25 protein-coding genes are annotated in these 24,237 nt (G+C 47.4%); 11 read left to right on the forward strand and 14 right to left on the reverse strand.

The annotated features are described in order from the left end of the window. Positions 1-210: 210 nt before the first annotated feature. A complete protein-coding gene (yegD, locus tag CBP31_RS02115; protein ID WP_087034654.1) occupies positions 211-1,569 on the reverse strand; it encodes a molecular chaperone in 1,359 nt (452 codons plus the stop codon). 897 nt (positions 1,570-2,466) lie between these two features. Here yegD and CBP31_RS02120 point away from each other — a divergent pair. Together CBP31_RS02120 and CBP31_RS02125 are read left to right on the forward strand one after the other, a co-directional pair. After that, the gene (locus CBP31_RS02120; RefSeq protein WP_087034655.1) at positions 2,467-3,573 is read left to right on the forward strand and encodes a ParA family protein; all 1,107 of its coding nucleotides are present in this window, start codon (positions 2,467-2,469) and stop codon (positions 3,571-3,573) included. Positions 3,574-3,576: 3 nt separating this feature from the next. Continuing rightward, on the forward strand, positions 3,577-4,239 hold the full coding sequence (locus tag CBP31_RS02125; RefSeq protein WP_087034656.1) for a RelA/SpoT domain-containing protein: 663 nt from the start codon (positions 3,577-3,579) through the stop codon (positions 4,237-4,239). A 572-nt stretch (positions 4,240-4,811) separates the two neighbouring features. Here the strand turns inward: CBP31_RS02125 and CBP31_RS02130 are convergent. Further along, positions 4,812-5,243 carry an OsmC family protein gene (locus tag CBP31_RS02130; RefSeq protein WP_087034657.1) on the reverse strand — a complete coding sequence of 144 codons (432 nt, stop codon included), beginning with the start codon at positions 5,241-5,243 and terminating at the stop codon, positions 4,812-4,814. Positions 5,244-5,545: 302 nt separating this feature from the next. Here CBP31_RS02130 and CBP31_RS02135 point away from each other — a divergent pair, with 302 nt between their 5' ends. After that, the gene (locus CBP31_RS02135; RefSeq protein ID WP_087034658.1) at positions 5,546-6,667 is read left to right on the forward strand and encodes a baeRF11 domain-containing protein; all 1,122 of its coding nucleotides are present in this window, start codon (positions 5,546-5,548) and stop codon (positions 6,665-6,667) included. Between the two features lie 147 nt (positions 6,668-6,814). Here CBP31_RS02135 and CBP31_RS02140 read toward each other — a convergent pair whose 3' ends face one another. Beyond that, positions 6,815-7,177, reverse strand: coding sequence for a hypothetical protein (locus tag CBP31_RS02140; protein ID WP_151898774.1), 363 nt, complete (start codon positions 7,175-7,177; stop codon positions 6,815-6,817). A gap of 148 nt (positions 7,178-7,325) precedes the next feature. Here CBP31_RS02140 and CBP31_RS02145 point away from each other — a divergent pair, with 148 nt between their 5' ends. Then, complete coding sequence (locus CBP31_RS02145) at positions 7,326-8,006, forward strand: SDR family oxidoreductase (RefSeq protein ID WP_087034660.1); 681 nt, start codon at positions 7,326-7,328, stop codon at positions 8,004-8,006. A gap of 304 nt (positions 8,007-8,310) precedes the next feature. After that, entirely contained in the window at positions 8,311-8,730 is a 420-nt protein-coding gene (locus CBP31_RS02150; RefSeq protein ID WP_087034661.1) for a hypothetical protein, read from the forward strand. A gap of 86 nt (positions 8,731-8,816) precedes the next feature. On the opposite strand, the gene CBP31_RS02155 is transcribed toward CBP31_RS02150, so the two are convergent. From CBP31_RS02155 to napF, 7 genes are all read right to left on the reverse strand, one after another. Further along, on the reverse strand, positions 8,817-10,238 hold the full coding sequence (locus CBP31_RS02155) for an MBL fold metallo-hydrolase (protein WP_227875108.1): 1,422 nt from the start codon (positions 10,236-10,238) through the stop codon (positions 8,817-8,819). Between the two features lie 591 nt (positions 10,239-10,829). Next, positions 10,830-10,967: a TIGR02808 family protein gene (locus tag CBP31_RS02160; protein ID WP_087034663.1), complete on the reverse strand. Its 138-nt coding sequence runs from the start codon at positions 10,965-10,967 to the stop codon at positions 10,830-10,832. Positions 10,968-11,012: 45 nt separating this feature from the next. Beyond that, on the reverse strand, positions 11,013-11,588 hold the full coding sequence (locus CBP31_RS02165; protein WP_087034664.1) for a NapC/NirT family cytochrome c: 576 nt from the start codon (positions 11,586-11,588) through the stop codon (positions 11,013-11,015). A 22-nt stretch (positions 11,589-11,610) separates the two neighbouring features. Continuing rightward, positions 11,611-12,111 (reverse strand): nitrate reductase cytochrome c-type subunit, encoded by a 501-nt coding sequence (locus CBP31_RS02170; protein ID WP_087034665.1) that lies wholly within the window; start codon positions 12,109-12,111, stop codon positions 11,611-11,613. A gap of 99 nt (positions 12,112-12,210) precedes the next feature. Then, complete coding sequence (napA, locus tag CBP31_RS02175; protein WP_087034666.1) at positions 12,211-14,703, reverse strand: periplasmic nitrate reductase subunit alpha; 2,493 nt, start codon at positions 14,701-14,703, stop codon at positions 12,211-12,213. A gap of 54 nt (positions 14,704-14,757) precedes the next feature. Then, positions 14,758-15,060, reverse strand: a complete 303-nt coding sequence (locus CBP31_RS02180; RefSeq protein WP_087034667.1) for a chaperone NapD — start codon at positions 15,058-15,060, stop codon at positions 14,758-14,760. Next, a complete protein-coding gene (gene napF, locus CBP31_RS02185) occupies positions 15,050-15,559 on the reverse strand; it encodes a ferredoxin-type protein NapF (RefSeq protein ID WP_087034668.1) in 510 nt (169 codons plus the stop codon). Before napF ends, CBP31_RS02180 begins: the two co-directional genes overlap by 11 nt. Before the next feature lie 375 nt (positions 15,560-15,934). On the opposite strand from napF, the gene CBP31_RS02190 reads away from it, so the two are divergent. From CBP31_RS02190 to CBP31_RS02215, 6 genes are all read left to right on the forward strand, one after another. Then, complete coding sequence (locus tag CBP31_RS02190; RefSeq protein WP_087034669.1) at positions 15,935-16,396, forward strand: RDD family protein; 462 nt, start codon at positions 15,935-15,937, stop codon at positions 16,394-16,396. A 79-nt stretch (positions 16,397-16,475) separates the two neighbouring features. After that, positions 16,476-17,081, forward strand: coding sequence for an alpha/beta hydrolase (locus CBP31_RS02195; protein ID WP_087034670.1), 606 nt, complete (start codon positions 16,476-16,478; stop codon positions 17,079-17,081). A 136-nt stretch (positions 17,082-17,217) separates the two neighbouring features. Further along, entirely contained in the window at positions 17,218-18,336 is a 1,119-nt protein-coding gene (locus CBP31_RS02200) for a baeRF11 domain-containing protein (protein ID WP_087034671.1), read from the forward strand. Positions 18,337-18,660: 324 nt separating this feature from the next. Then, on the forward strand, positions 18,661-19,170 hold the full coding sequence (locus CBP31_RS02205) for a DUF2059 domain-containing protein (RefSeq protein ID WP_227875109.1): 510 nt from the start codon (positions 18,661-18,663) through the stop codon (positions 19,168-19,170). A 25-nt stretch (positions 19,171-19,195) separates the two neighbouring features. Then, positions 19,196-19,639 carry a GNAT family N-acetyltransferase gene (locus CBP31_RS02210; protein WP_087034673.1) on the forward strand — a complete coding sequence of 148 codons (444 nt, stop codon included), beginning with the start codon at positions 19,196-19,198 and terminating at the stop codon, positions 19,637-19,639. 110 nt (positions 19,640-19,749) lie between these two features. After that, positions 19,750-20,019 (forward strand): hypothetical protein, encoded by a 270-nt coding sequence (locus CBP31_RS02215; protein ID WP_087034674.1) that lies wholly within the window; start codon positions 19,750-19,752, stop codon positions 20,017-20,019. Between the two features lie 150 nt (positions 20,020-20,169). Here CBP31_RS02215 and CBP31_RS02220 read toward each other — a convergent pair whose 3' ends face one another. The 4 genes from CBP31_RS02220 to CBP31_RS02235 all read right to left on the reverse strand — a co-directional run bounded on the left by CBP31_RS02220 (position 20,170) and on the right by CBP31_RS02235 (position 24,225). Continuing rightward, complete coding sequence (locus tag CBP31_RS02220; RefSeq protein ID WP_087034675.1) at positions 20,170-21,462, reverse strand: NAD(P)/FAD-dependent oxidoreductase; 1,293 nt, start codon at positions 21,460-21,462, stop codon at positions 20,170-20,172. A gap of 254 nt (positions 21,463-21,716) precedes the next feature. After that, on the reverse strand, positions 21,717-22,709 hold the full coding sequence (gene nagZ, locus CBP31_RS02225; RefSeq protein ID WP_087034676.1) for a beta-N-acetylhexosaminidase: 993 nt from the start codon (positions 22,707-22,709) through the stop codon (positions 21,717-21,719). Positions 22,710-22,778: 69 nt separating this feature from the next. After that, the gene (locus CBP31_RS02230; RefSeq protein ID WP_087034677.1) at positions 22,779-23,627 is read right to left on the reverse strand and encodes a phosphotransferase; all 849 of its coding nucleotides are present in this window, start codon (positions 23,625-23,627) and stop codon (positions 22,779-22,781) included. Further along, positions 23,617-24,225 (reverse strand): penicillin-binding protein activator LpoB, encoded by a 609-nt coding sequence (locus CBP31_RS02235; RefSeq protein WP_087034678.1) that lies wholly within the window; start codon positions 24,223-24,225, stop codon positions 23,617-23,619. The genes CBP31_RS02230 and CBP31_RS02235 overlap by 11 nt, the downstream gene beginning before the upstream one ends. Positions 24,226-24,237: the final 12 nt, after the last annotated feature.

Below are 24,237 nucleotides of genomic sequence, written 5' to 3' on the forward strand. Positions count from 1 at the left end.
GGAAGAGGTCATGTGCGACAAGGGACTAACATATTAAATGGTAAGAGCTCCCCTACTGCCTACGGGGTGTTTAGACCTTACCATTAATTATCTTTTCAGATCTGCTCCCTATTTTTCCGTGGATTCAGTGGATTCCGTTGCCAGATAGCTTTTAGTCCTTAAAGTGTAAGATTTTACGCTTCACTCTTTACGCCTCACTCCTCACATCACTTAAGAGTAAATCTTGTTCGCCCAGCGGGTTAGGCCTGCGGTTACGCTGCCGAAGTGGTCGCCGATAACGATGGGCGTATGTTGAAACTGCTGGCGTAAAAACTCATTTAATACCGGAGATTTAGCGGTACCGCCAGTCACAAACACCACGTCTGGCTCGCAGCATGCTTGGGCAATGGCATCGGTCATTAACGCGGTAATGGCACTTAGCTCGCGGTTACAAGCCTTGGCAAAACCTTCTCTGTCCAGATTTAAGCTCAAGCCTTTATCGATATCGGATAAATTCACCAACTGCTCTGTGCTGTCCGTTAAGCCGATTTTGCTTTGCTCGGCGGCGTTCACTACCCGATAGCTAAGCTTGTTTTTCTGCACGGTTAATAAGCGTTTTAGTAATTCAGGCTGTTCAGCATCACGAACCAGCTGTTCTAAAAATCGCGCATTGGCGGCGCTATAAAACTCGGTTTGATTATGAATGTTGTTAATCGACATTGCCTGCCAAAAGCTGTTGGCAGGAATGGGCTTACCGATTTTCAACATGCTGTCTAAGCCAAAGCTCGGCATTATGCCTTTTAGGGCAAAGGCGATATCAAAGTCATTACCGCCCACCCGCTCACCGCTGTGGCTGAGTAAGTCGGCAGTTCTGTCATGGGAGGCCGCTTGTTTGGGGCCCATCAGTAGCATTGAGCAGTCGGTAGTACCGCCGCCAATATCGACCACTAACACTTTGGTCTCTGTGCTTAGGCTGGCTTCATACTCAAAGCCGGCAGCCACCGGTTCAAATTGAAACTCTACATCTTTAAAGCCCACGCGCTTTGCCGCATTGGTTAATATTTCAATGGCCTGGCGATTGCTTTCCTCACCACGCAAACCCTGAAAGTTAATCGGCCGACCAATCACGGTTTGGTTGACGCTTCTGCCTAAGCGCGCCTCGGTCAGCGTTTTAATATTGCTCATCATGGCCGCTACTATGTCTTCAAATAGTTCTGCTTGTTGTGGCAGTAAACCGGTAGCACCCAAAAACGACTTAGGGGATTTGATGTAATAGCCTTCGTCTGGCTCTTGCAGGTAATCTTTTAGCGCTTGTTGGCCAAACGACAATTCGGTGGGATAGCCGTCTAACACCAGCTCGCGCAATGCGCCCTGCCCTTTTTGCAGCTGACGCGTGCGCTGGCTTTGAAACGCTGGTTGCTCAGCCAAAGGCAGTTTTTTGTGTAACCAGTTAACAATCACGTCTCGACTCGGTGCATACAAGGTGGACGAGATGTAACGGCCATGCTCGCCCAACGCCAACAGCTGCGGCGCGCCGTTTTCCATCACGCCCACCGCGCAGTTTGAAGTACCGTAGTCAAATCCGATCATGTTGAAATCTCACTTAAAATCTAATGCTGAAGCTCAAAAAATACTGAGCAAGCCAATAGCTCAAGGCCGCCCTTAGGTCGAAAACGACGAAGCAGCTTTTGGCTAGGCTAAAAAAATGAAGCGGCATTATAGCGGAAAATGGAGTTCATTGATGGATGAAAATCTAAGAAGCATTCGCTTACGCGCAGGTGATTTTATGTTTGAGCAATAATCGACTAAAACCATTGCTTCCGATCAGATGTTAGCTAGCGTGCAAAGGGGCTACTACGCCGACTCGCTCAAGCACAATCCCTGTGACGCTCAGCACATTACTTCCCTGTAATGTGATGGTCGGCTACGCAGATCCCTTTGCCCTCCCCGCCAATTGCGGCGTGGCCTGTGGGAGTAAATCCTACTCCCGAGTATAAGCTGCAGCTTCTCTTTCAAATTGCGTCTCACTTTGTCTATAATGCGGCAGCTTCGTATGAGTTCAGTTACAGTAATGTTGATGATCTGGCCTCAAATATTCTCGATTAAAAGAGTCTCGCTCTTCAAGAGTCGCCCTATAAACAGCACTCTGTTAAACATAGGCATGCTAAAAATGTACAACTGTCATGCTCGGATTGATCCGAAGGATAAAATAAAATCGATGAAAATCAGAGTGTTAAAAGTCAGGTAGGTGAAGAAAATAAGCATCAGCAACGGACAATTCGAGCATGCGCGTTTAGAACGTCGTGATAAGTGACAACAATATTAAAAATATCACAATAAAACAGCCTCTTATCAGAGGTAACGATGAAAAATACGATGCACAAAAACGCGCATGCGCAATATTAAGCTGTTAGCACCCGAGTTACTCAGTGAAAATCTTACTTAGATTTTAAATAATGAATTTTTTAAAACACAAAGGAAAAAAGAATGAAAGTAATATCGGTTTTCAATAACAAGGGAGGTGTGGGGAAAACGACGTTAACTTACCATGTTGCACATGCTCTTGCTGAAATGGGTAAGAAAGTACTAGTGATTGATGCTGACCCGCAATGTAATTTAACAATTTATTCTTTGGGTCAGGAGTATATACATGATCTGTGGGCTGTCGAGGATCCATTTATTGATGAAGGCTATGAGTCTTCAAAAAACAAATGTAGTGCTGATGAATATGAAAAAATAACATCGACTCCCCGTAGTCTCCATTTTTTACTTAAACCCACCGAAGAAGGTACTGGTGATCATGATCGACTGCCTCCTCCAGCTACTCTTACAAAAAATTTAGACATTATACCTGGTAGGTTGACCCTGCATTTATACGAGGAAAAAGTAGCTAGCCGCTGGACTGACATTTATAGAGGTGAGCCCCTTGCAATTAGAACTATTACTAGAATTAGAACTTTGGCAGAAAAATATGCCGAAACTCATGGTTACGAATATGTAATTATTGATACTTCGCCAAGTTTAGGGTCTCTAAATAAAGTAATAATATCCACCGTCGATGGTTTTTTTGTACCAGCTTCACCAGATTTATTTAGCCTATATGGCATAAAGAATATAGGCAAAGCATTAGCTGCATGGAAAGATGAATTTAACATTGTTTACAAGCTAATCTCAGAAGAAAAAAGGCATGTGTTCCCAGAGGATTTCGTTACATTTTTAGGGTACACAATATATAACGCAAAGAAATATTCTGGAGCCAATAATAAATGGGATTTAGCTCATGCACATTTAAACTACGCAAATCAAATACCTGTGACAATTAAAGAAAACATACAGGAGGATATGAGATCACATTTAACAGATGAATTGATGGCAAAACCTATTGGAGAAACATCTGTAATGCATACGCATAATACATTTCCATCAATGGCTCAGCATTACAATATACCAATGTGGAGAGTGCCAGATTCAAACGATATTGAAAAAGAGCATCAGAATACTTTGCGAGGATCTAGTAATAAATATAGAGAGACAAAAGATAGCTATTTCAAATTTTGTGAAGATCTTTTATCACGAATTGATTTGCTGGGGTAATCTATGAATAAGGAAGTTATTGACAAAGTTATCCAACCTTATATTGATGAAAAGCACCTGTTCGAGCGTTTTATGAATGCGGTAGTCGATACTTTTCGACTAGAGCCAGAACTAAATAAGTATGGAAACCCCATAATTTATACCATAAAAAATCGCCTTAAAGACGTAGATCATTTAAGGGGCAAGATTGAAAGAAAGTGGGATGAAGAGGATCCTTTGACACCTGATAATCTTTTTGAAAAAGTTACAGATTTGGCAGGGGTTAGAGTTCTTCATCTTTACCAAGATCAGTTTTCACATATACATAATCTTATACAAAAACAACTTGATAACGGCGATTGGTTTTTACGCGAGAATCCAGTTGCGTATTCATGGGATCCAGAATCGAGTAGCTTCTTTAAGCAGCTGGGGCTTGAATCAAAAGTTAAAGACTCCTATTACACAAGTATTCATTATGTAGTTAAGCCAAAAGAGGATTCTAATATATGCTGTGAGATTCAGGTTAGAACTTTATTCGAGGAAATTTGGGGCGAAATTGACCATACAATAAATTATCCTCACCCTACTGAAAAAAGCTCATGTAAAGAGCAGTTGAGGGTACTATCAAAATTAGTGTCAACGGGTACAAGGCTCGCAGATTCAATATTCAGAACTCACAATGAGTAGGAATAGTGCTAACAAGGCCATGCAATCTGACTCTGCAACCTATCACGCTTTCTGCGTGCCGCAAGAAATCGCGCTAGGCTGCTACGCAGTTGATGGCGGCGTTATACGCTCTAGGAGATATAGCGCTAACAAGACACCCATGTAAATTACTGCTGCTGTGATGATAGATAAATCATCCGGCTTGCTTCCGGATCTTGTACTGTTTTTGGACACTAAATTGCTGCTTAACGTCACCTATAGGCGACTCCGCAACGTAGGGGCGGATGAAGGGATCTGCTCCGCCGACCATCACATGACATGGTCGAAAAGTGCTCCTGCCATTTCGGCACTCCCGCCATCCTTGGCGGTCGGATGTTATGTGCTGAGCGTAAATGGGGCGAGCTTGTCTTGAGAGACGAACGACTTTAGCTTGACCGAACATCCAGTGAATGTTTGCAGCTAGCTAAAGTGGTGAGTGGCAAATTACAGAGCGTGTCGGCGGAGTAGACCTTCATCCGCCATTGATATAAAGCTAACAAGCCACTCATGCTAGAAGAATCAAAAGGGTGCCTCATCGAGGCGCCCTTTCCGCGTTAGCTCTGCAGCTTGGCGTCTAATGTAATCTCGGCATTAAGTAGCTTGGAGATGGGGCAGCCGACTTTGGCTTTGCCGGCTATTTCATCGAACTTGGCTTGGCTGATACCGGGAATGCGGGCGGTCATTGCTAGATGTACGGCCGTTACCGCAAAACCGTCGCTTTGCTCTTCTAGGGTTACTGTAGCTTTGGTGTCGATGCTGTCTGGAGTGAAGTTTTCTTGGCCCAGCAGCATAGAAAATGCCATCGAGAAGCAGCCGGCGTGGGCTGCGCCAATCAACTCTTCTGGGTTAGTGCCGCGTTGGTCTTCAAAACGGGTATTGAAACCGTAAGGATTTTCTTTCAACGCGCCGCTCTGGGTCGAGATAGTACCTTTGCCTTTTTTAAGATCGCCTTCCCAGTGTGCTGATGCCGTTTTTTTTATGCTCATGATCTGTTCCCTCGCATTTTATAAACAGTTAGCTCTACAAATACGTAGCTCAACAAACAAGTGCCTTCTCAATAATAGCCAACTAGGCCTACTTAGAGGGCTTGTTGGACAGCCCGTATAGGACAATGCAAAACCGTGGTAAGTTCACTGAGTAAGCTGAAATTTAATAAGAATAATTCCGATAAAGCGATCTGGTTCTCAGTCTGGTGATCGGTGGCGATTCTGCTCGGTGCAGGTGCTTATTTCGCTGTTCCATGTGCTATGTTCGGTAATCGAGAACTTGGACTTACAAGGGGCTTTGAATGTATTACGTGGACATGCCTAGTACTGATGAAATCGGTGATCTTAACCTAACGCGCTCCGATGCCTGTATCTCAATCTACTTGCCAACCTCGCCACTTGGCCGAGAGAGCAAGCAGACTCGTACTCAGCTTAATAGCTTATTCAAGAAGGCCATTAGCCAACTTGAAAAAACTGGCTTCGATAAACGACAACATATTCAAGCATTACAAGATCAATTTGATGACTTGTTAGCGGATCAGGAATTTTGGGATCATCAGGCCAACAGTTTGGCGATTTTGGCCACACCGGAGTCACTGCGTACCTTCCGTTTGGCGAACAAGCTGACCGATATTGTTGAAGTGTCCGATCGCTTCCATCTAAAACCGCTGCTGCGGGCGATTACCTTTAGCCACGCGGCGCATATTTTAGCGCTTTCAGAAAATGCCGTACGACTGATTGAGATCTCTCCTAACTCGCCCCCCCGCGTGATTGACGTACCTAATATGCCCACAGATGCGGCAGATGCCACTAATAAGCTGGTCGACAAAGACTTTAAAGGCAGTGGCCACCGCTCTGCGGGGCAAGGCCATAAAGCGTATTTGACCAACTATGTGCGTAAAATCAATGCCGCACTTAGGCCAATACTGATGCACAGCAATAACCCGCTGCTGCTGGCTTCCACCCAACCGTTAGCGTCTTTGTTTCGTTCACTCAGTTCGACTGCCGTATTACCAGACATGATTGCCGGTAATCCTGAACACTTAAACGAAGCTAACTTGGCAACGGCGGCCCGCCCAATACTTGACGCCCATTACGCCAGTATTATTGCCGACTTCCATCACTTGTTTGAAGAGCGCACGGGCCAAAGTCGCACCACCACGGATATTTCCAGTGCGGCACGACTCGCCACCTTCGGCGGTATAGAACGGCTGTTGGTGGATATTGACGGCGTGGTCGATGGCTTTGTTGACGATGAAACCGGTGAAGTGATGTTTGATAGCGAAAGCGATGCCATGAATTATGGTGTGGTGGATGAAATCACCTGTCGTGCTTTACGCACCGGTGCCAAGGTAATGGCGGTGCGTAAACAGGACATTCCAGGCGGCCACGATTTAGCGGTAATCGCCCGCTATCCGGTCTAACTCGCGCCAGCTTAACTAACACTAAGCTTATGGCTAATAGATAAAATTTAAGCACAAAAAAGGGTTAGCTTTCGCTAACCCTTTTTCTTGCCGCCCTACACTCTCGTCGTTGCTACCGCCGTTGCATTATCCACGGCTAAGCCGCCGTTATTTAGTTTCGTAATCGACGCTGTATTCGATAATGTCGTTATGCTCTAACTCGATATCGACTTCAACACTCTCTTGCTCTTTAACGAACAGCAGCTCAATGTCGTCGTCATCGGCTTGTTCCTGGCTCAGTTCAAAGCCCTTATCGGTGTAAAAGGCTTTCGCCTGTTCACTGATATCCAACAGCGTGCTGCCTGATATGTTGGCTTCCAGTTCAAAGCCACCAAACCATTTGTTTTCGGCTTCCACCACTTGAGCATTATCGGGTACAAAAATAATCTCAGGTACAGGGTCTTGAGCGGCATGAGCTGTGAGTGCAAAAGCGACCGTGGTCAGCGCTAATATAATTTTAGTTTTCATCATTACTCCGGCTTGTGGTGTCAGCATGAAAGAGGAAACGCTCCCCTGTTGATATTAGATCACTCTACTACCCTGTAGTGAGAGAAAAATGACAGGCTTATCGCGCTCACGTTCACGAGCTAAACATCGCTTAACGAAAAGGATAAACATCATGAAAAATGAAAAAATCGTACTGATCACCGGTGCCTCTAGCGGCATAGGGGCGGCTACCGTGGATAAGGTCATTGAAGCGGGACACAAGGTAGTGATCACGGCGAGAAGCACCGACAAACTCAATAAAATAGTGAAGCGTTGGGGTGAAGACAAGGTGTTAGCGGTAACGGCAGACGTATCAAAGCTGGACCAAATTCAGAATGTGGTTGAAAAAGCGAAAGAAAAATTTGGCAGAATTGACGTAGTGTTCGCCAATGCGGGCACGGGTGTAAATACACCAGGCATCGAAAATGGTGAGCCAAGTGAGTGGAAAACCATGCTGGATGTGAATATCAATGCGTTATTGTTTACTGCCAAAGCCTGCTTGCCCGCATTAAAAGAAACCCAAGGCCACTTCATTATTACCAGCTCCACTGCCGGCAAGAAAACCCTGAAAGGCTCGGTGTATGGGGCCACCAAATGGTTTGCTTACGGATTTGGCCAAAATTTAGCGGCTGAAATGGCGGAATGGAATGGTCGCTGCACCACTATCTGCCCCGGCATGGTCAACACGCCCTTTTTTGACGAAGCCAAACCGGACAAGTTAGACCCAAGCGATGTCGCGGAGGCGGTGGTGTATGCCATTTCTGCCAATCCCAGATGCGATATACGCGAAATTACCCTGATGCCAACTCAGTAGTTGGGACAATCAGAGGTAAGCATACCTTAGCGTCAAGACTGATGACCGCCATACAAAGTTCTCGACGCTACAGGCTTGGTATTTTACAAGTGGCCAGATTTTTAGACAATTAGGCTTACAGGGCTCACTTAAAATGGTTGTCGAACGGCTCAAATGTTAACTTTAACCTCAAGCTTAAATAAGAGACTGTTAAATAATAATGCTAGTCAATTAATTAAATAGTGATATCTTGATGCCCAGAATTATAACTACATAAATAATGCGTATAAAAATACGGACTAAAAAACACTAACAGGGAAATATTATGCATAAGCTAATTCTGGCGGCTGCCATTTTTGTGATGTCTATAACATCGGTGCAAGCTTCAACACTCACTGTGTCTGGGGAGTATGACTATAAAATTGACAATCATACGGTAGGTATTATCGGAGGAGAGGAAATCTGCTTCTCTCCATCTGCACGATCTGCCCTTTTGTTACCGTATGATCCAATTTCTGGTTCTACTCGCTGGTTTTGCTTCAATGATATGAAAAGTGTTGCTAAGGCTTTTGGCTTCCCTCTCGAACTTCAAGCTGACTCTTGCGGATTTGAAGGCTCGGCCACTATAGAAATATCAAACTATCAACTGACGACAAGAAAAAAGGGTTATCACGAAAGCGATAGAGCTAACCTAGTCTCAGTTATAAAGTCTTCTACACCAGAAAAAATTACAGACTGTAATTAACAAACTCCCTATTGATTCATTACTAAAAACCCTCCCACGCTGTGCATGGGAGGGTTTTATTTTTTGGTTAAGCGATATGGGTTATTTTAGCCTGCGTCTTCCATTAGTGGTATCACCACATCTACAGTGGGCAGCAGTGCTTGCAGCTTGGCTTGTAAAACCAGCTTGGCCGCAGTTTCGCCGTGTACTAAGCGGATTTCTCTGGGTGGTGGACCTAGCGCCAGAGCGAAGTTGATTAAATCGGTTTGTCCGCCGTGAGCCGAGTAGCCGTTGAGCTTGTGAATTTGGGCGTTAATTTCATAGCGCTCACCGTCTAACTCTACCCACGCGTATTCGTCTGGTTCGTCAGTAGGATCGTCCTCACCAAAGCGCGGGCCGTTTTGGACGATAACGCGCCCAGGCGTGTCTTCGGCCTGAAAGCCAACAAAGATAACGTCGTTGTGTGGATCGGCTAATAGCTCTTTTAAATAATTCACCACGCGCCCACCGGCGCACATGCCGGAGCCGGCAATCACGATGGCCGGTTTGTCGGATTTAACGAGGCTTTCAAGGCAAATCAAGTGATCTTCATGACTGTCGATAATCGTTAACTGATCAAAGGTTAGTGGGTGACGGCCTTGTTTTAGTAAGTCTTGAGCTTCTTGATTCCAGTACGATTTTAAACTGCGATACAGCTCGGTAATCTTGGCTCCCAGCGGCGAGTCGAGGATAATTTCTAGCTTATTCCAAGGTACATTGGGGGCCGCATGGTCTTGGCCAAATTCATGAATAATGCCTTCTAGCTCATACAGTAAATCTTGGGTACGGCCCAAACTAAAGGCGGGGATTAATACCAAGCCGCCATCCATAAATGCCTGCTCTACCAGTGACTTTAAGCGCAAACGCCGATCAACACGGCTTTCATGATCTTTATCACCATAGGTACTTTCTAGCACCAACACATCGCACTGTGTTGGCGGCGTGGTTTCAATGAGCAGCGGTGAATTTGGCGCACCTAGGTCGCCACTAAAGATGACCCGCTCGCCTGCTGCCTCACACTCCACATAGGCCGAGCCCAATATATGCCCTGCGTGTTGAAATCTAAACTTAATATCGGTGCCAAGCAGCGACTGCCACTGTTCAAACGGCAATGGGCGCAGTTGGCGCTCCATTTGCTTTAATATTTGCTTACCCTGCTGCTTGCTGTACTTCTCATTAAACTTAAGCGCATCTTCCAGCATGGCGGGCAACAGCTCCGCCGAGGGCTCGGTGCAAAAAATGGGGCCTTTAAAGCCGGCTATCAACAAATAAGGAATGCGCCCTACGTGATCCACGTGCACGTGGGTGACCACGAGGGCGCGAATGTGCTCAATTTCAAAGTCTATATCCAAGTCTTCACGAAAGTCGGTGCCCTGAAACAAGCCGCAATCAATCAGTATTGAAGATTCCCCTACTCGTAACTCATGACAAGAGCCGGTGACGCCGAGCACGGCCCCATGGTGTTTAATTTCGATATGAGTGGTCATCATTTCGTCCTCAACTTAGAGAAGTGTTCTGCTGACACAAGCTTAGCAACGATGGAAAATATTAAGTGATCATGGCAGATAGCGCCCAGCACCAAGCTAAACATCCAAACCCGCCCGCATATTAAGTCTTTATGTCGCCTATCACTTTTGCTTGGGTCTAGCCTCAGAACTTACCATTAAAGATCCTTTTCAGATCTGATCTCTATTTTTCCGTGTTCTTCCGTGTATTCCGTGTATTCCGTGGCGAAAAAGGGATTTGGTGTCGGTGTCGATAGTTTAAACCGTTACCCGCGGCGAAATGCCAGAGCAAGACTGCCAGCTAAAGCGGCAGCCTACAAAGGTCACAGGATCGAGGGCTTATATTTAACTTATAGCGTACAGCTGACGGCTTAAAGCTTTGTTTTAGCCCTTACCATTAAAGATCCTTTTCAGATCTGATCTCTATTGTTCCGTGTTCTTCCGTGTATTCCGTGGCGAAAAAGGGATTTGGTGTCGGTGTCGATAGTTTAAACCGTTACCCGCGGCGGAATGCGAGAGCAAGCGTTTACCTACAAAAATAAAAAAGCGGGAAGGTTGCCCTGCCCGCTCTTGCTGTTAATCCAGTTGCTTGTCTTTGGTCATGGCTAAAATGCTGATGCACACGACAGCCACGGCCATAAAGCCACCTAAGATAATGAACGGCATGGCGGCGTAACCTAAAATATGCCAAATAACGTATTCTAAAGTGCTCATTCGTTGCTCCTCTTGCTCTCGTTCAGGCGCTTATTGCCAACCTGCTTATTGCCAACCAACTACGTCTCTCATGTCCGGCAGTTTGTGGGCGATACCTTTATGGCAATCCACACAGGTTTTATCTCCTGCAGCCAGTGCGGTGGAGTGTTGGCGCACGGCGCGGGGGCCTTGCTCGGAGAAGTCCATATAGTCGAATTGATGACAGTTACGGCACTCTTGTGAGTTATTTTCTTTCATGCGCTGCCACTCGCGATGGGCTAAGTGACCACGACGCTCTTTAAACTTTTCGTCCGTGTCTATGGTGCCTAAAAAGTGAAAAGCTAACTCTTTAGAAGCCTGCACCTTACGCACGATTTTATCGGTCCAACCATGTGGTACGTGGCAATCGGAACAAATGGCCCGCACACCAGAGCGGTTAGAGTAGTGAATGGTTTCACGGATCTCTTTAACGATGGGCGCGTGACAACTGGAGCAAAACTGCTCGGTATTGGTGGCTTCCATGCCGGTGTTAAAGGCACCCCAAAACAGTAAGCCACCGATAAAGCCCATCAACAAGATAACGCCTGCTGCAGCTTTACTGGGCGTGGATAAACGCCGCCAAAATCTCTTTAATAGTTTCATCGCTCTACTCTTTGAGTGCGTGTTATTTACGCAGTGAATCAACGCTTAGGAAGGTGCTATCAACCAAAGGCTGGGCATCCGCTTGCGGCACATGACACTGCAAACAAAAGTATCGGCGCGGCGACACATCGGACAGCACTTGTTCTTGGCGATTCACATAATGCGTCACGCTAATTTTAGTGGCACCCATGTCTTTGGCGTTTTTCCAACTATGACACGACAAACACTTGTTGGCGTTTAACGACACTTCATAGTTGCGAATAGTGTGTGGCACCAAAGGCGGTTGATACACATAGCTGGTCTCTAAATGATGATCTTTAGGAAAACGCTTAAAGTCATCAGCTGGGCGCGTGGTTTCAATTTCGCTTAAACCCCGTAACGATGCCACACCGCCAATACCGCCGATATTACTGTGGCTGGGCATATTGGCGGTTTCTTCTGCCTGTGCTAGTTGCACTGTACCCAGTGTGACGGCACCAAGCAGCGCACTGGCGGCAAGCCATGCCATGATGATTTTTTTCATAACCTCTCCATTTTTTGCGGTCACTCATGGCTCATTTATGAGTGACCTTAATCCTAACTGCCCTGTTACCTGAGTAAGCACTGACAGTGCTCACAGCCCTTATATGCTGGCTACTTTAGTTATTTTTACTGGGCATTTTTTGTAATCGGTCTGTTTAGACAACGGATCTGTCGCATCCAAAATCAACTTATTGACCAGAATACGCGCATCAAAAAACGGCACGAATACCAAGCCTTTTGGCGGGCGGTTACGACCGCGTGTTTCAACGCGCGCACGCACTTCACCGCGCGGCGACTCAATTAACACCTCATCGCCGCGGCGTAAATTACGCGATTCGGCATCATCGGGATGAATAAAACAATGAGCATCGGGTACGGCTTTATATAGCTCGGGCACGCGGCGGGTCATGGTGCCGGTGTGCCAGTGCTCGAGCACGCGGCCGGTACAGAGCCACAGATCGTATTCCTCACCGGGCACTTCCGGAGGAGCCTCATAGGGCGCTGAAATAATCAGCGCTTTGCCATCAGGGTAACCGTAAAAATCACGGCCTTCGCGCTTGGCGTAAGGGTCATATTCTGGGTTGAAGCGCCATAAGGTTTCTTTGCCATCCACCACCGGCCAACGCAAACCGCGCACTTGGTGATAAACGTCATAAGGCGCTAAATCATGGCCATGACCCCGACCAAATTCGGCATATTCTTCAAATAGGCCTTTTTGAACGTAATTGCCAAAGGCTTGGGCATCATCATTTAGCTCTTGAGCTTCAGACAGCGGGAATTTATCCACTTTTCCGTTGGCAAATAACACGTCATACATGGTTTTGCCACGCAGCTCGGGCATTTGGCTTAACAGTGCTTCATCCCACACTTCTTCAATCTTAAAGCGCTTGGCAAATTCCATGATCTGCCATAAATCAGACTTGGCACCTTCTACTGGCGACACCTGCTGATACCACACTTGGGTACGGCGCTCGGCGTTACCGTATGCGCCCTCTTTTTCTACCCACATGGCGGTAGGTAAAATTAGATCCGAGGCTTGCGCGGTCACGGTCGGATACGGGTCGGAACAAACAATAAAGTTATCTGGATTACGATAACCCGGCATGCGCTCATTATTGATGTTCGGGCCCGCTTGCATGTTGTTGTTACACATCACCCAGTAGGCATTGAGCTTGCCGTCATTAAGCATGCGGTCTTGCTCAACCGCATGAAAGCCCGGCTTGGCGGGAATGGTGCCGGCAGGCAATTGCCAAATTCGCTCGGCAATTTTGCGGTGCTCAGGATTCGCCACCAATAAGTCGGCAGGTAAACGGTGGGAGAAAGTCCCCACTTCTCGTGCCGTACCACAGGCAGAAGGCTGGCCGGTTAATGAGAACGGGCTGTTGCCCGGCTCAGAGATTTTACCGGTCAGTAAATGCAGGTTGTACACCAAGCTTTGCATCCACACGCCACGAGTATGTTGGTTCATGCCCATGGTCCACAGCGACATCACCTTGGTATTGGGATCCGCGTATTGCTGAGCCAGCGCAATCAAGTCTTCCGGCAGCACACCGGACATCTCGGCGGCTTTTTCTACCGTGTAGGGCGCGACCGAGGCTTTATATTCCTCAAAGGAAATATCTGACATATCGCCAGAGTTGGGGTTTTGCGCGCTCACTTGTAGTGGGTCGTCATCACGCAGGCCATAGCCAATGTCGGTGGCGGCTTGTTTAAAATGCGTGTGCTTGGTAACGAAGTCCCAATTTACCGCATCGTTTTCAATGATGTAATTGGCAATAAAGTTAGCAATCGCCAAGTCTGATTGCGGGTGGAAAATCATGCCCCGATCGGCTAATTCAAAGCTACGATGGTAATAAGTAGAGAGTACGTTCACTTTTACGTGTGAGTAGCTTAACCGGCGGTCGGTAATGCGCGTCCAGAGTACTGGGTGCATTTCGGCCATGTTTGAACCCCACAGCACGAAAGAGTCTGCGTGTTCAAAGTCGTCATAACAGCCCATGGGCTCATCGATACCAAAGGTACGCATAAAGCCCACTACCGCCGAGGCCATGCAGTGACGTGCGTTGGGATCTAAGTTATTGGAACGGAAACCCGCTTTCATCAATTTAGAGGCGGCGTAGCCTTCCATCACCGTCCACTGGCCAGAGCCAAACATGCCGACACTGGTGGGGCCTTTTTCTTTGAGGGCTTTTTTAAATTTCTCGGCCATCACATCAAAAGCTTGGTCCCATGAGACCGGGGCAAAGTCGCCGTCTTTATCATATTGGCCATTTTTCATGCGCAGCAAAGGCGTGGTTAAGCGGTCTTTGCCATACATTATTTTCGACAGAAAATAGCCTTTAATGCAGTTTAAGCCTTTGTTAACCGGCGCTTCTGGGTCACCTTGAGTGGCGACCACGCGGCCCTTTTGGGTGCCAACCAACACCGAGCAACCGGTACCACAAAAGCGACAGGGGGCTTTGTCCCATTTAATGGCGGTTTCATCGGAGCTGACGATTAAATTAGTCGCTGAAATTGGCAGGCTGATCCCAGCCACGGCCGCTGCACTGGCGGCGGCGTTGGCTTTTACAAACGCGCGTCTTGTCATTTTCATATACATCACCCTTCAAGCTTCAAATTCAGAGTTATTATTGGGTTACTAGCCGTCTTACTTACCTGCTGCGGCTGTATCGTCCAGCGTAATTTCAGTATCCAGCTCATCGAGCTCACTCTCGATTTGATGAAAAACTAAGGCGACGTTTAATACGTGCTCAAGCTGGTTGATGGCATCAATAGTGTCGGTAATGTAGCCCTGATTTTGGGTTTCAATCACCACCACCAATTTACCGGCGGCACTTTCGCCATAAATTTCTGCGCCGTCAAAAGCTTCAATTTGTTGCTTGACCACGCTCAAATGTTGGGGTACAGCGTGCACCACTAAACTGGAAATATGCACTTCATTAAGTGACATTGGCACTCCCTAATTGGGGTTGGTTAATGCTAATGGCTGAGGTTGGGCAAATTGACACGCAGGCTCCACAACCGGTACAACTATTTAGGTCTATTTGCGGTTGGGCCACCTTGCCCACTGCCAACTTAAAACTAATGGCGAACGGCTCACAACTGTCCCCGCAGCTTCGACAATCTACGTTTTGCGTGGCCAAGCAGCTTGCTGAAATCGCCGCTTTGGCTTGCCAAGCAGGTTCTGTTTTAGGCAAAAATAACGGCTCAGGACAGACGTCGGCACACTGATAACAAAAGGTGCATTCGCCTAGCTGAAAATCTACCCGCGGAAAACCGCCATCGGAGGCGCGAATAATCTGCGTGGGGCAGTGCTTTACACATTCCCCGCACTGGGTACATAAGTCAGTAAATTGCGCCTCTTTAACCCAAGGCAATGCGGGAGAGTCGGTCATTTTTCGACGAGTAAAAAGTTGGCGTCTTGAAAGATTAACCGGGGCATGTGACATTCTTGTACCTTGTCAAAGAAAGCGAGTGGACAAAAACCTTGCCTAACTTAAGCGCTGGCACTGAATAAAAAATCTTTTTTATTCAGTGCTTTGTAAACGTAAATACCATTGTAGTTTTAATAGACAATGCTGAATACTCACAATGTAGTATTTGAGAGGTAACATTGATCTAGATCAATGTATTAGTGCTACCCGGGTCTAGCAAGTCAACGGCGCACAGATGTGGCGGCTTATTAAGGCCCAATTTTTAAAACCATGGCTCGTCTTGCTTATCATATCAGCACATAGGTTGGCTTCGCATAAGCTAAATGGCATATTAAAATAGCTTAAGATCTAGATATCAAAAACCTTTGCCTAATAAGGAAGACATTAAATATGGAAAACAAAGAATACGCAGGTTTTTGGATCCGCTGTGGCGCAGCACTGATTGATATGGTGGTACTGATTATTATTACGGTGGTGCCGTTATTCTTCATCTATGGCGATGCCTTTTTTATTGAAGATAAAAATATTCATGGCATTTGGGATCTGCTATTTAGTTATATATTACCTTTTGTGGGCACCATCTGGTTTTGGTTAAAGTACCGAGCTACGCCGGGTAAAATAGCCACCAAACTAGAAATTGTAGATGCGCTAACGGGCAATAAAATGAGCACCGGCCAAGCCATAGGCCGGTACTTCGCCTATATCATCTCCACCGTACCCTTTGGCCTAGGCTTTATTTGGATAGGCATAGATAAGCGCAAGCAAGGTTGGCACGATAAGCTGGCTGGCACTGTGGTGATCCGCAACTTACACAAAGAATCCGTGCAGTTTGAAATCAGACCTGATGCATAATCGCCATTCGCCAAATCTACTGGACCAAAGCTACTGGTCAGCTGTTGCATAAAGATGGGCATCATAAAAGGGTTTCAATATGAAAGTATACTTTGCGCACGGTAAAGAAAGTGGCCCTTGGGGCAGTAAGATAGCGAGATTGGCAGAGCTTGCTACAGCACAGGGTTATGCCGTTGAAAGCATTGATTATCGCGGTATGGACGACCCGGATCAGCGCGTTGAACTGTTAGTGTCGCTCTTACAAAAAGAGACCGGCAAGGTGCTACTGGTCGGCTCCAGCATGGGCGGTTATGTGGCACTTGTTACGGCTCAAAAGCTGGCAAGTGAAAGGCCAACAAGTGCAAAGCAGGCAAGCGAACCGGTAACGGTTGCCGGGGTATTTTTACTGGCCCCTGCTTTGTATATACCCGGCTACCAAGTCCAGGACTATCAGCCTAACTATCCACCTAACTATCAACCTAACGGGCAGCCTAACTCTCAACGCCAGTATGCACCTGTGGCCGTGGTGCACGGTTGGTCAGACGATATTATCCCTGCTGCACATTCCATTCGCTTTGCCGAACAGCATAACTGTAGCCTGCATTTAATTCCCGGTGACCACAGGCTCAATTCCTCTATGCATCTGGTTGAGCCACTGTTTAGCCAGTTTATGCGGCTAGCGTCGGAGTCGGCTGAAGACGCCTAAATCGGCCACGCTCTATCGCAGGAAACGCCTTACTAGTAGGAACTATTTTTGCGGCCATCGCCTATTTGGTAATGGGGTTTTGTTATGCCTTCATTATGCTATGGTTAAATCTCAGTCACCTGCTGGAGGTTTTTTGATGTATTACTTAGACATGCCCAGTGTCGAAGAAGTCGGCAACCTTAATCTACTACGCTCAGATGCGAGCATCTCTATCTACTTAGCCACCACTCCTATTAGCCGTGAAACCGAACAAACTCGGGTCACGCTTAATAACTTGATCAAGAAAGCCATCAAACAACTGGAGGTCGCCGGTATTGAAAAGCGCCGTATTCAGCAGTTGCAGCAACAATTTGATGACTTGTTAGCCGATAAAGGGTTTTGGGATTACCAAGCAAACAGCCTCGCCATTCTGGCCACGCCTGAGTCACTGCGCACCTATCGCTTGGCCAATAAGCTACAGAGTATTGTGGAAGTGTCGGACCGGTTTCACCTTAAACCATTACTGCGAGCGGTGACGTTTTCCCATACGGCTTATATTCTGGCGCTGTCAGAAAATGCGGTGCGTTTAATTCAAGTGTCTCCAGATTTACCGGCCAAAGAGGTAGTGGTGCCCAACCTGCCTGATAATGCGGCGGACGCCACCAATCACGTGGCCGATAAAGACTCTAGCGGTAAAGACCACAAACCCAGCGGGCAAGCCCATCATGCTTACTTGGCAAACTATGTGCGCAAAATTAATGCCGCATTACGGCCCTTTACCCTGCATTCTCACCATCCGTTAGTGTTGGCTGCCACGCAACCGCTCGATGGCATATTTCGCTCACTGACTCGCTTACAGGTGTTACCGTCCAGTATTGTTGGCAACCCAGATCATTTAAGCCCAGCTGAGTTAGCCACGGCGGCACGGCCCGTGCTAGACGCTCATTATCAAAGCTTGATTGACGATTTTCAGCGTTTATTTACCGAGCGCACCGGCCAAAAGCGTACCACCAACGATATTTCAGATGCGGCGCGCCTGGCTACCTTTGGCGGCATAGAGCGTTTATTGGTGGATATTGACGGTGTGGTGCAGGGTTATATAGATGAAGAAACCGGTGCGGTGAGCTTTGCCGGTGAAGGCGATGCCATCAATTATGGCGTGGTCGATGAAATTAGCTGCCGAGCACTGCGCACCGGCGCTAAGGTAATGGCGGTGCGTAAAGCGGATATTCCCGGCGGCCACGATTTAGCCGCGATTGCCCGCTACCCCATTTAAGTCATTAGTTAGTAACTGAGGCAGAAACAATTCGCGGGCAGTTAAGCCCGCGAATTGTTTTCATCATCAGTATACAGTAGGTTATTTAAGATGTTGTTTATTACAGTCAACAAACACTAAATGCGCCATCATAAAATTAATAGTAACGAATCCATCTGAATACTGAACTCTTTATTTATAGCCACGTTTAATCTAAAAAATAAATTACTCTATATAATTCAAATATATTCATTCCTTATCTTTACCTAATTTATTACCTATAATCTCAAGCTCAGTATGAATTTAGTCATTACGACAACATCTCATCTCAAAGAAGGATCTTTTATGAAAAAATCACTGTTAGTGAGCGTTTTAGTCTGTATGTGGTCGGTGCAAGTTTTTGCGGCCGATAATATCTCGGCCACAAAAATAAAATTAATAGACACTTTGCTCGAGCAAACCGGTCAATCCGCCATTGAGATGGGCAATCAGTTTTCCAGTGCCTTTTCCCAGCAGATGAGTCATATGCTGCAGCAGTCTCAGCCCAGCATTAATCCCAAAGCATTCTCCATTATCGAAGAAGAAAGCCTAGCACTGATCAACGAAGAATTAGTCATTAATGGGCATTTCCATAAAATGATGCATCCCATTTACAGTAAAAACTTTACGGTCGATGAACTGCAGCAAATGATCGACTTCAATAACACTGTGCTGGGTAAGAAAATGCTGAAAGTGCTGCCGACTATCTCAGAAGAAGCCATTCAGGCTGGCCAGCAATTTGGCTTAGAATTGGCACCTAAGATACAACAACGCATTATGAGCCGCTTTCAAGAAGAAGGCATTTTTAAGGTATAAAAACTGTGAGTAAAGGATCCAAGCCATGCCGCCTAGGCTACACCCCAATTTAACGATTCGCCAAATTGACTGGCAACAAACCATACCGGTGCGCCACCTCGTACTGTGGCCCGATAGACCGCCGGCCTTTTCACAGGTAGAAAACGACGCTGCAGGCCAACATTTTGGTGGTTTTATTGACGATAACTTGGTGTGTGTCGCCTCGGTATTTATTGAGGGCGAGCAGGCACGACTGCGCAAATACGCCACCTTGCCCCAATTTCAAGGCCAAGGCGTGGGCACTCAAGTACTAAGCGCTATTTTTGCTTATCTTAAACAGGCCAAGTTCAGTTACTTTTGGTGTGATGCTCGAGAATCCGCCATCGGCTTTTATCAACGGTTTGGCATGCAAGTAGAGGGTGAGCGTTTTTATAAGAGTGAAGTGGCGTATGTGAAAATGGCCATTAAGGTTGAAAATCTGCCCTCGTAAGCATCGTTGTTTTAGCAGCGGGATAATTATCACATTATGCTGCCACCTACTGTTCTAAGCTATTTACAGAGGCTTAAACTACACGGCATAAAGCCCGCTAGGAGGCAGAAATGACCGATAAAAAAGTGATTAGGCTGCTAAAAATACTGATGATTATCGGTTTCTCACTGATTATATTAGGCGCTTACTTGCACCTGAGTGATTACACCAAGGCCATGGGCGTGAATGGCATTTTGCTGAGTGCCGGTTGCATCGCCGTAGGCATGGTGTTGTCACTACCCACTAAAATGTACCTAACCTTTGTGTTTATGAATCGTGAAAATGATAAACATAAAGCCGAGCGCGCCGTACCCAAGGCCGAGCCGAAGGACAAAGACTAAATCGAGATCCTGACGTGCGTCAGGAAGACAGCTCAAGACAAGACAGCACAGGCACAAAAAACCGCATGTTGAGATGCGGTTTTTTATTTAGGTCACAGGTTTGGCTTTGGGTTTATTTTTTACGTTTCACCCTTCACCCCTTACTCACTGTTAGTGCAATTTCAATTTCGGGCGCAGTAAGCGGTTAATGCGCCCTACAAACATCATCAGGCCGGTGCGAATATAGCCGTGTAGCGCCACTTGGTGCATACGGTATAAAGACATATACACGACCCGCGCAAACAGGCCTTCGACCATCATGGTACCGCGCATTAGGCTGCCCATTAAGGAGCCCACCGTGGTGTAGCGGCTAAGATTGACCAAAGAACCATAATCTTTATAGATATAGGTTTTTAGAGGTTTATTATTTAATAACGCCAAAATATTACGGTGCGCCATGCTCGCCATCTGGTGAGCAGACTGGGCACGTGGCGGTACCGCTTTACCGTCTTCTTGCAGGCAATAGGCGCAATCACCAATCACGAAGATACTGTCGTCACGGGTAGTTTGCAGCGTGCCGTTTACGGTAAGTTGGTTGTTACGATTATTTTCAAGGCCGCCAATGTCTTTTAAGAAATCGGGAGCCTTAATACCCGCCGCCCACACCATCAGCGTGGCGGGGATCAGCTCGCCATCTTTGGTGATCAGCCCCTTATCGGTGGCTTCCACCACCATGGTATTGGTGCGCACATCTACACCCAGTTCACGCAATTCTTTTTGTGCCATGCCAGCCAGGCGGTCTGGCAGTGCAGGCAGGATGCGCGGGCCCGCTTCCACTAGCGTTAAGCGCAGGCAGTCGGGATCTAGGTGATCAAACCCGTACGCGCTTAAGTGCTCAACCGCGTTATATAACTCGGCGGATAACTCAACACCGGTAGCACCGCCACCAACAATGGCGATCTCCACTTTATCGCTGCCTAACTCCCCCTCTACATACTGCATAAAGCGGTTCATTAGCTCGTCATGAAAATGCTCGGCCTGCTGCGGACGGTCGAGAAAAATACAATGCTCGCTCACGCCTTTGGTACCAAAGTCGTTAGAGACTGAGCCTATCGCCAGCACTAAGATATCGTATTCTAAGGTACGCTCCGACAACATCGGCTTGCCACTTTCATCCAGCATGGCAGCCAGTGTAATGGTTTTTTGCTCGCGATCTAGGTTGCTCAGTGAGCCTAGGTGAAAGCTAAAACCGTGGTTATGAGCGTGGGAGCGATAGCTAAGGCCATCTATGCCCGCGTCCATGGCGCCAGCGGCCACTTCATGCAGTAGAGGCTTCCATAAGTGGGTGCGGTTTCTGTCTACTAACATCACCTCGGCTTTACCTTTACGCCCTAATTTGCGACCTAGCTTAGTCACTAATTCCAGCCCACCGGCACCGCCGCCCACTACGATAATCTTCGTCATTTATCTGGTCCTTAAACAAGACAGTAAAACCTAGGGTTATAAGCGCACTCGAGGTGATGCTAGTAGCGTTAACTGGCTACCAACTGAACGGATGTGGTTATAACTGTAGATTCTGTTGAGGGGCTTATTCTAACAGGAAAGGCAAAAAGTTGTGATCTAGATCACAACTTTTTCTTTGCATAAAACACATTCGAGAGCATTATTTTTTAGCGTTTATCGGCCGGTTCTTTCGTGTCGTGCTCACTCGTTCGCAGCTAGCGATCAAGGAAACGTTGCATCCGCTCACTGGCCGCGCGCCATTGTGCACTGCGTATTATATCGCCACCTTTAGCTGCAGACCCGCGTAATGCAGAAAAATCGCAGCTCAAATCATGAGCTAAAGATTCGATGATCTCAATGGCGCCTTTGCGGTGATTACAAGCCAGCAATAAGTCGCAACCTGCCTGTAACGCACTGTGCGCACGTTGTGCATAGCCGCCCACCACTGCCGCGCCTTCCATGGTTAAGTCATCACTAAAGATTAAGCCTTTAAAGCCCAATTGCTGGCGTAACACTTGCTTAAGCCAAAACTCAGAAAAACCTGCTGGGTTAGCGTCTACCGCTGCGTAAATCACATGGGCTGGCATGATGCCTTGTACCAAATCTTGGCTAATTAAAGTCTTAAACGGCACCATATCAAGCTCAGCTATGGTGTGAAAGTCCCGTTCATCTATCGGGCTTTCTTTATGAGAGTCGGCCCGCACACTGCCGTGCCCAGGAAAGTGCTTGGCTACGGCGGCCATGCCAGCATTGTGCATGCCTTTAATGTAGGCACCCGTATGCTCAATCACCTGCTCGGGATCTTGGCCAAAGCTGCGATCGCCGATAACTTCAGAGCCACGTTCTAAATCCAGCACTGGTGCAAAACTTAAGTCGATATCCAGCGCCAATAATTCAGCCGCCATCAACCAACCCGCGTCTTCTAGCAGAGATAGTCGGTCTTTGCCGTTGTGCTGCGCCAACAAGCCGGGAGCAGGTAGGGGAAAAAACTCATTGCGAAAGCGCTGCACGCGCCCACCTTCATGATCCACTGTCAGTAATAAGCCGGGGTTTACGGCACGAATCGATTTAACTAAGGCCGCCAGTTGCGCTTTATCATGGTAATTACGACTAAAAAATATCACGCCACCTACCGTTGGGTGTGCCAAGAGCTCGCGCTCTTCACCGTCCAGCTCATAACTGTGCAAATCAAGAATAAAGGGGCCCATCGAAACTCCATGGTGCGCTCGGTTAAATGCGCTAAATATGTGGATAATATATGAATGTGAAAGTCAGTATTAGCGAGCCTGAAAATCTGCTAAATCATGCGCTAACTGGCGGGTGGCTTGCTCTTGTAGCAGCCGATAATCTGACTGCCCTGTGTATTGATATTGCAGTGCAGCCCACAGCACAGTCAGCCATTGTACCCAAGGCCGGCGCGCCTGAAAACGCGCGTAACTTACCTCACCGCCGGCGGCATTGTAATCCGCTAACAATTGTCGTGCACCCTGCTCGCTGAGCTTAAAACTGTCGGCAATCACCGCCAGTTCAAAAGCGGCATCCCCAAAAGCGGCGTATTCCCAATCAATTAACCACGGTCGCGCGCCTAGCACATTGGCCGCATTAAGGTCGTGATGACAAAACACCGGTGTATAGTTGAGATTAAGGCGTGCCTGCTCAAAACAGCGCGCATAATGCTGGTGCTCAGCAGAAAGCGAGCTTAACTGGCGCAGATAATGCTCGGCCTGCTCATTTAAGCTCAAGGCATTAAGCGCTGGCGTTAGCTGATGTAATTGTGCCACTTTACCCATCAAAAGCGTTAAGTTGGGAGCGCAGTCTTGATGTGACTCGCCCACGAACGACTGCCAGTCAGACTCTGGCAACCAGTCTAATAGCAAGATCCCCAACTCCGGCTTGGCATAATGAATAAGCGGCGCCAAGTCCGCATCTACCGCCGCTTGGTGCGCCACTAATTCTTGGCCACGATTAATTCCCAAGCTTTCACTGTGCGTATTGCCCATACGCAGCCAATAGCTCTGTTGAGGGGTATCTAACCGCCAACTGTGATTGGTGAGCCCGCCAGCTAACGGCGTAAGCTGCCCCTGAAACTGAGCAGGCAGCAACTCCGCCAGTAAATTAGCGTCCACTCACACTGTCAGACCAGAGTACCTCGCCACTGGCCAGCTCCATCAGCTGCCCTTTTAACGCCAAGTTAGCGCCATTACGAGTTAAGGTGGTAGACAGCAAATAATCCGCCCCACTTTGCTTACCTAAGCGCACCAGCGAGGCAATGTCGGCGCGGCCACCTTGATAGGCCAACTGTTCGCGCAGGCTACTCACCTTGGCGCCATCGGCGAAATTAAACTTACCGCTTAAATTGCTTTTTAAGCGCGCCGTTAAGCCATTAGTATCAATCGGGCCACCCGCTTGATTACTGATATTATCGAGCAATACCGGGCCTTGTACTTCGTTAATGGCTGAGCTGCCTTTTAACTTATTGGCCAGACCGTCGACTAAATAGCTTAAGTCTTCACTGCGCATTTCAGGGATAGGGCTTGGCGGGGCCGAGGGCATCTCAATCACTGGCGGCTTTACCACGGGCGGTGGCAGCGGCTGACTGGGTTTGGTGGGTGTGGGGCCGCTGGGTTTAACCGGCGCAGGCTGGGAAGAATATGGATTGGGCATAGTACAGGCAGCTAAAGCGAGCGAGCTGGCCAGCATTATTGTTAAGCGAAATGGATTCATAAGATTCCTTAA

This window comes from Oceanisphaera profunda, from assembly GCF_002157895.1.
Lineage (GTDB): Bacteria > Pseudomonadota > Gammaproteobacteria > Enterobacterales > Aeromonadaceae > Oceanimonas > Oceanimonas profunda.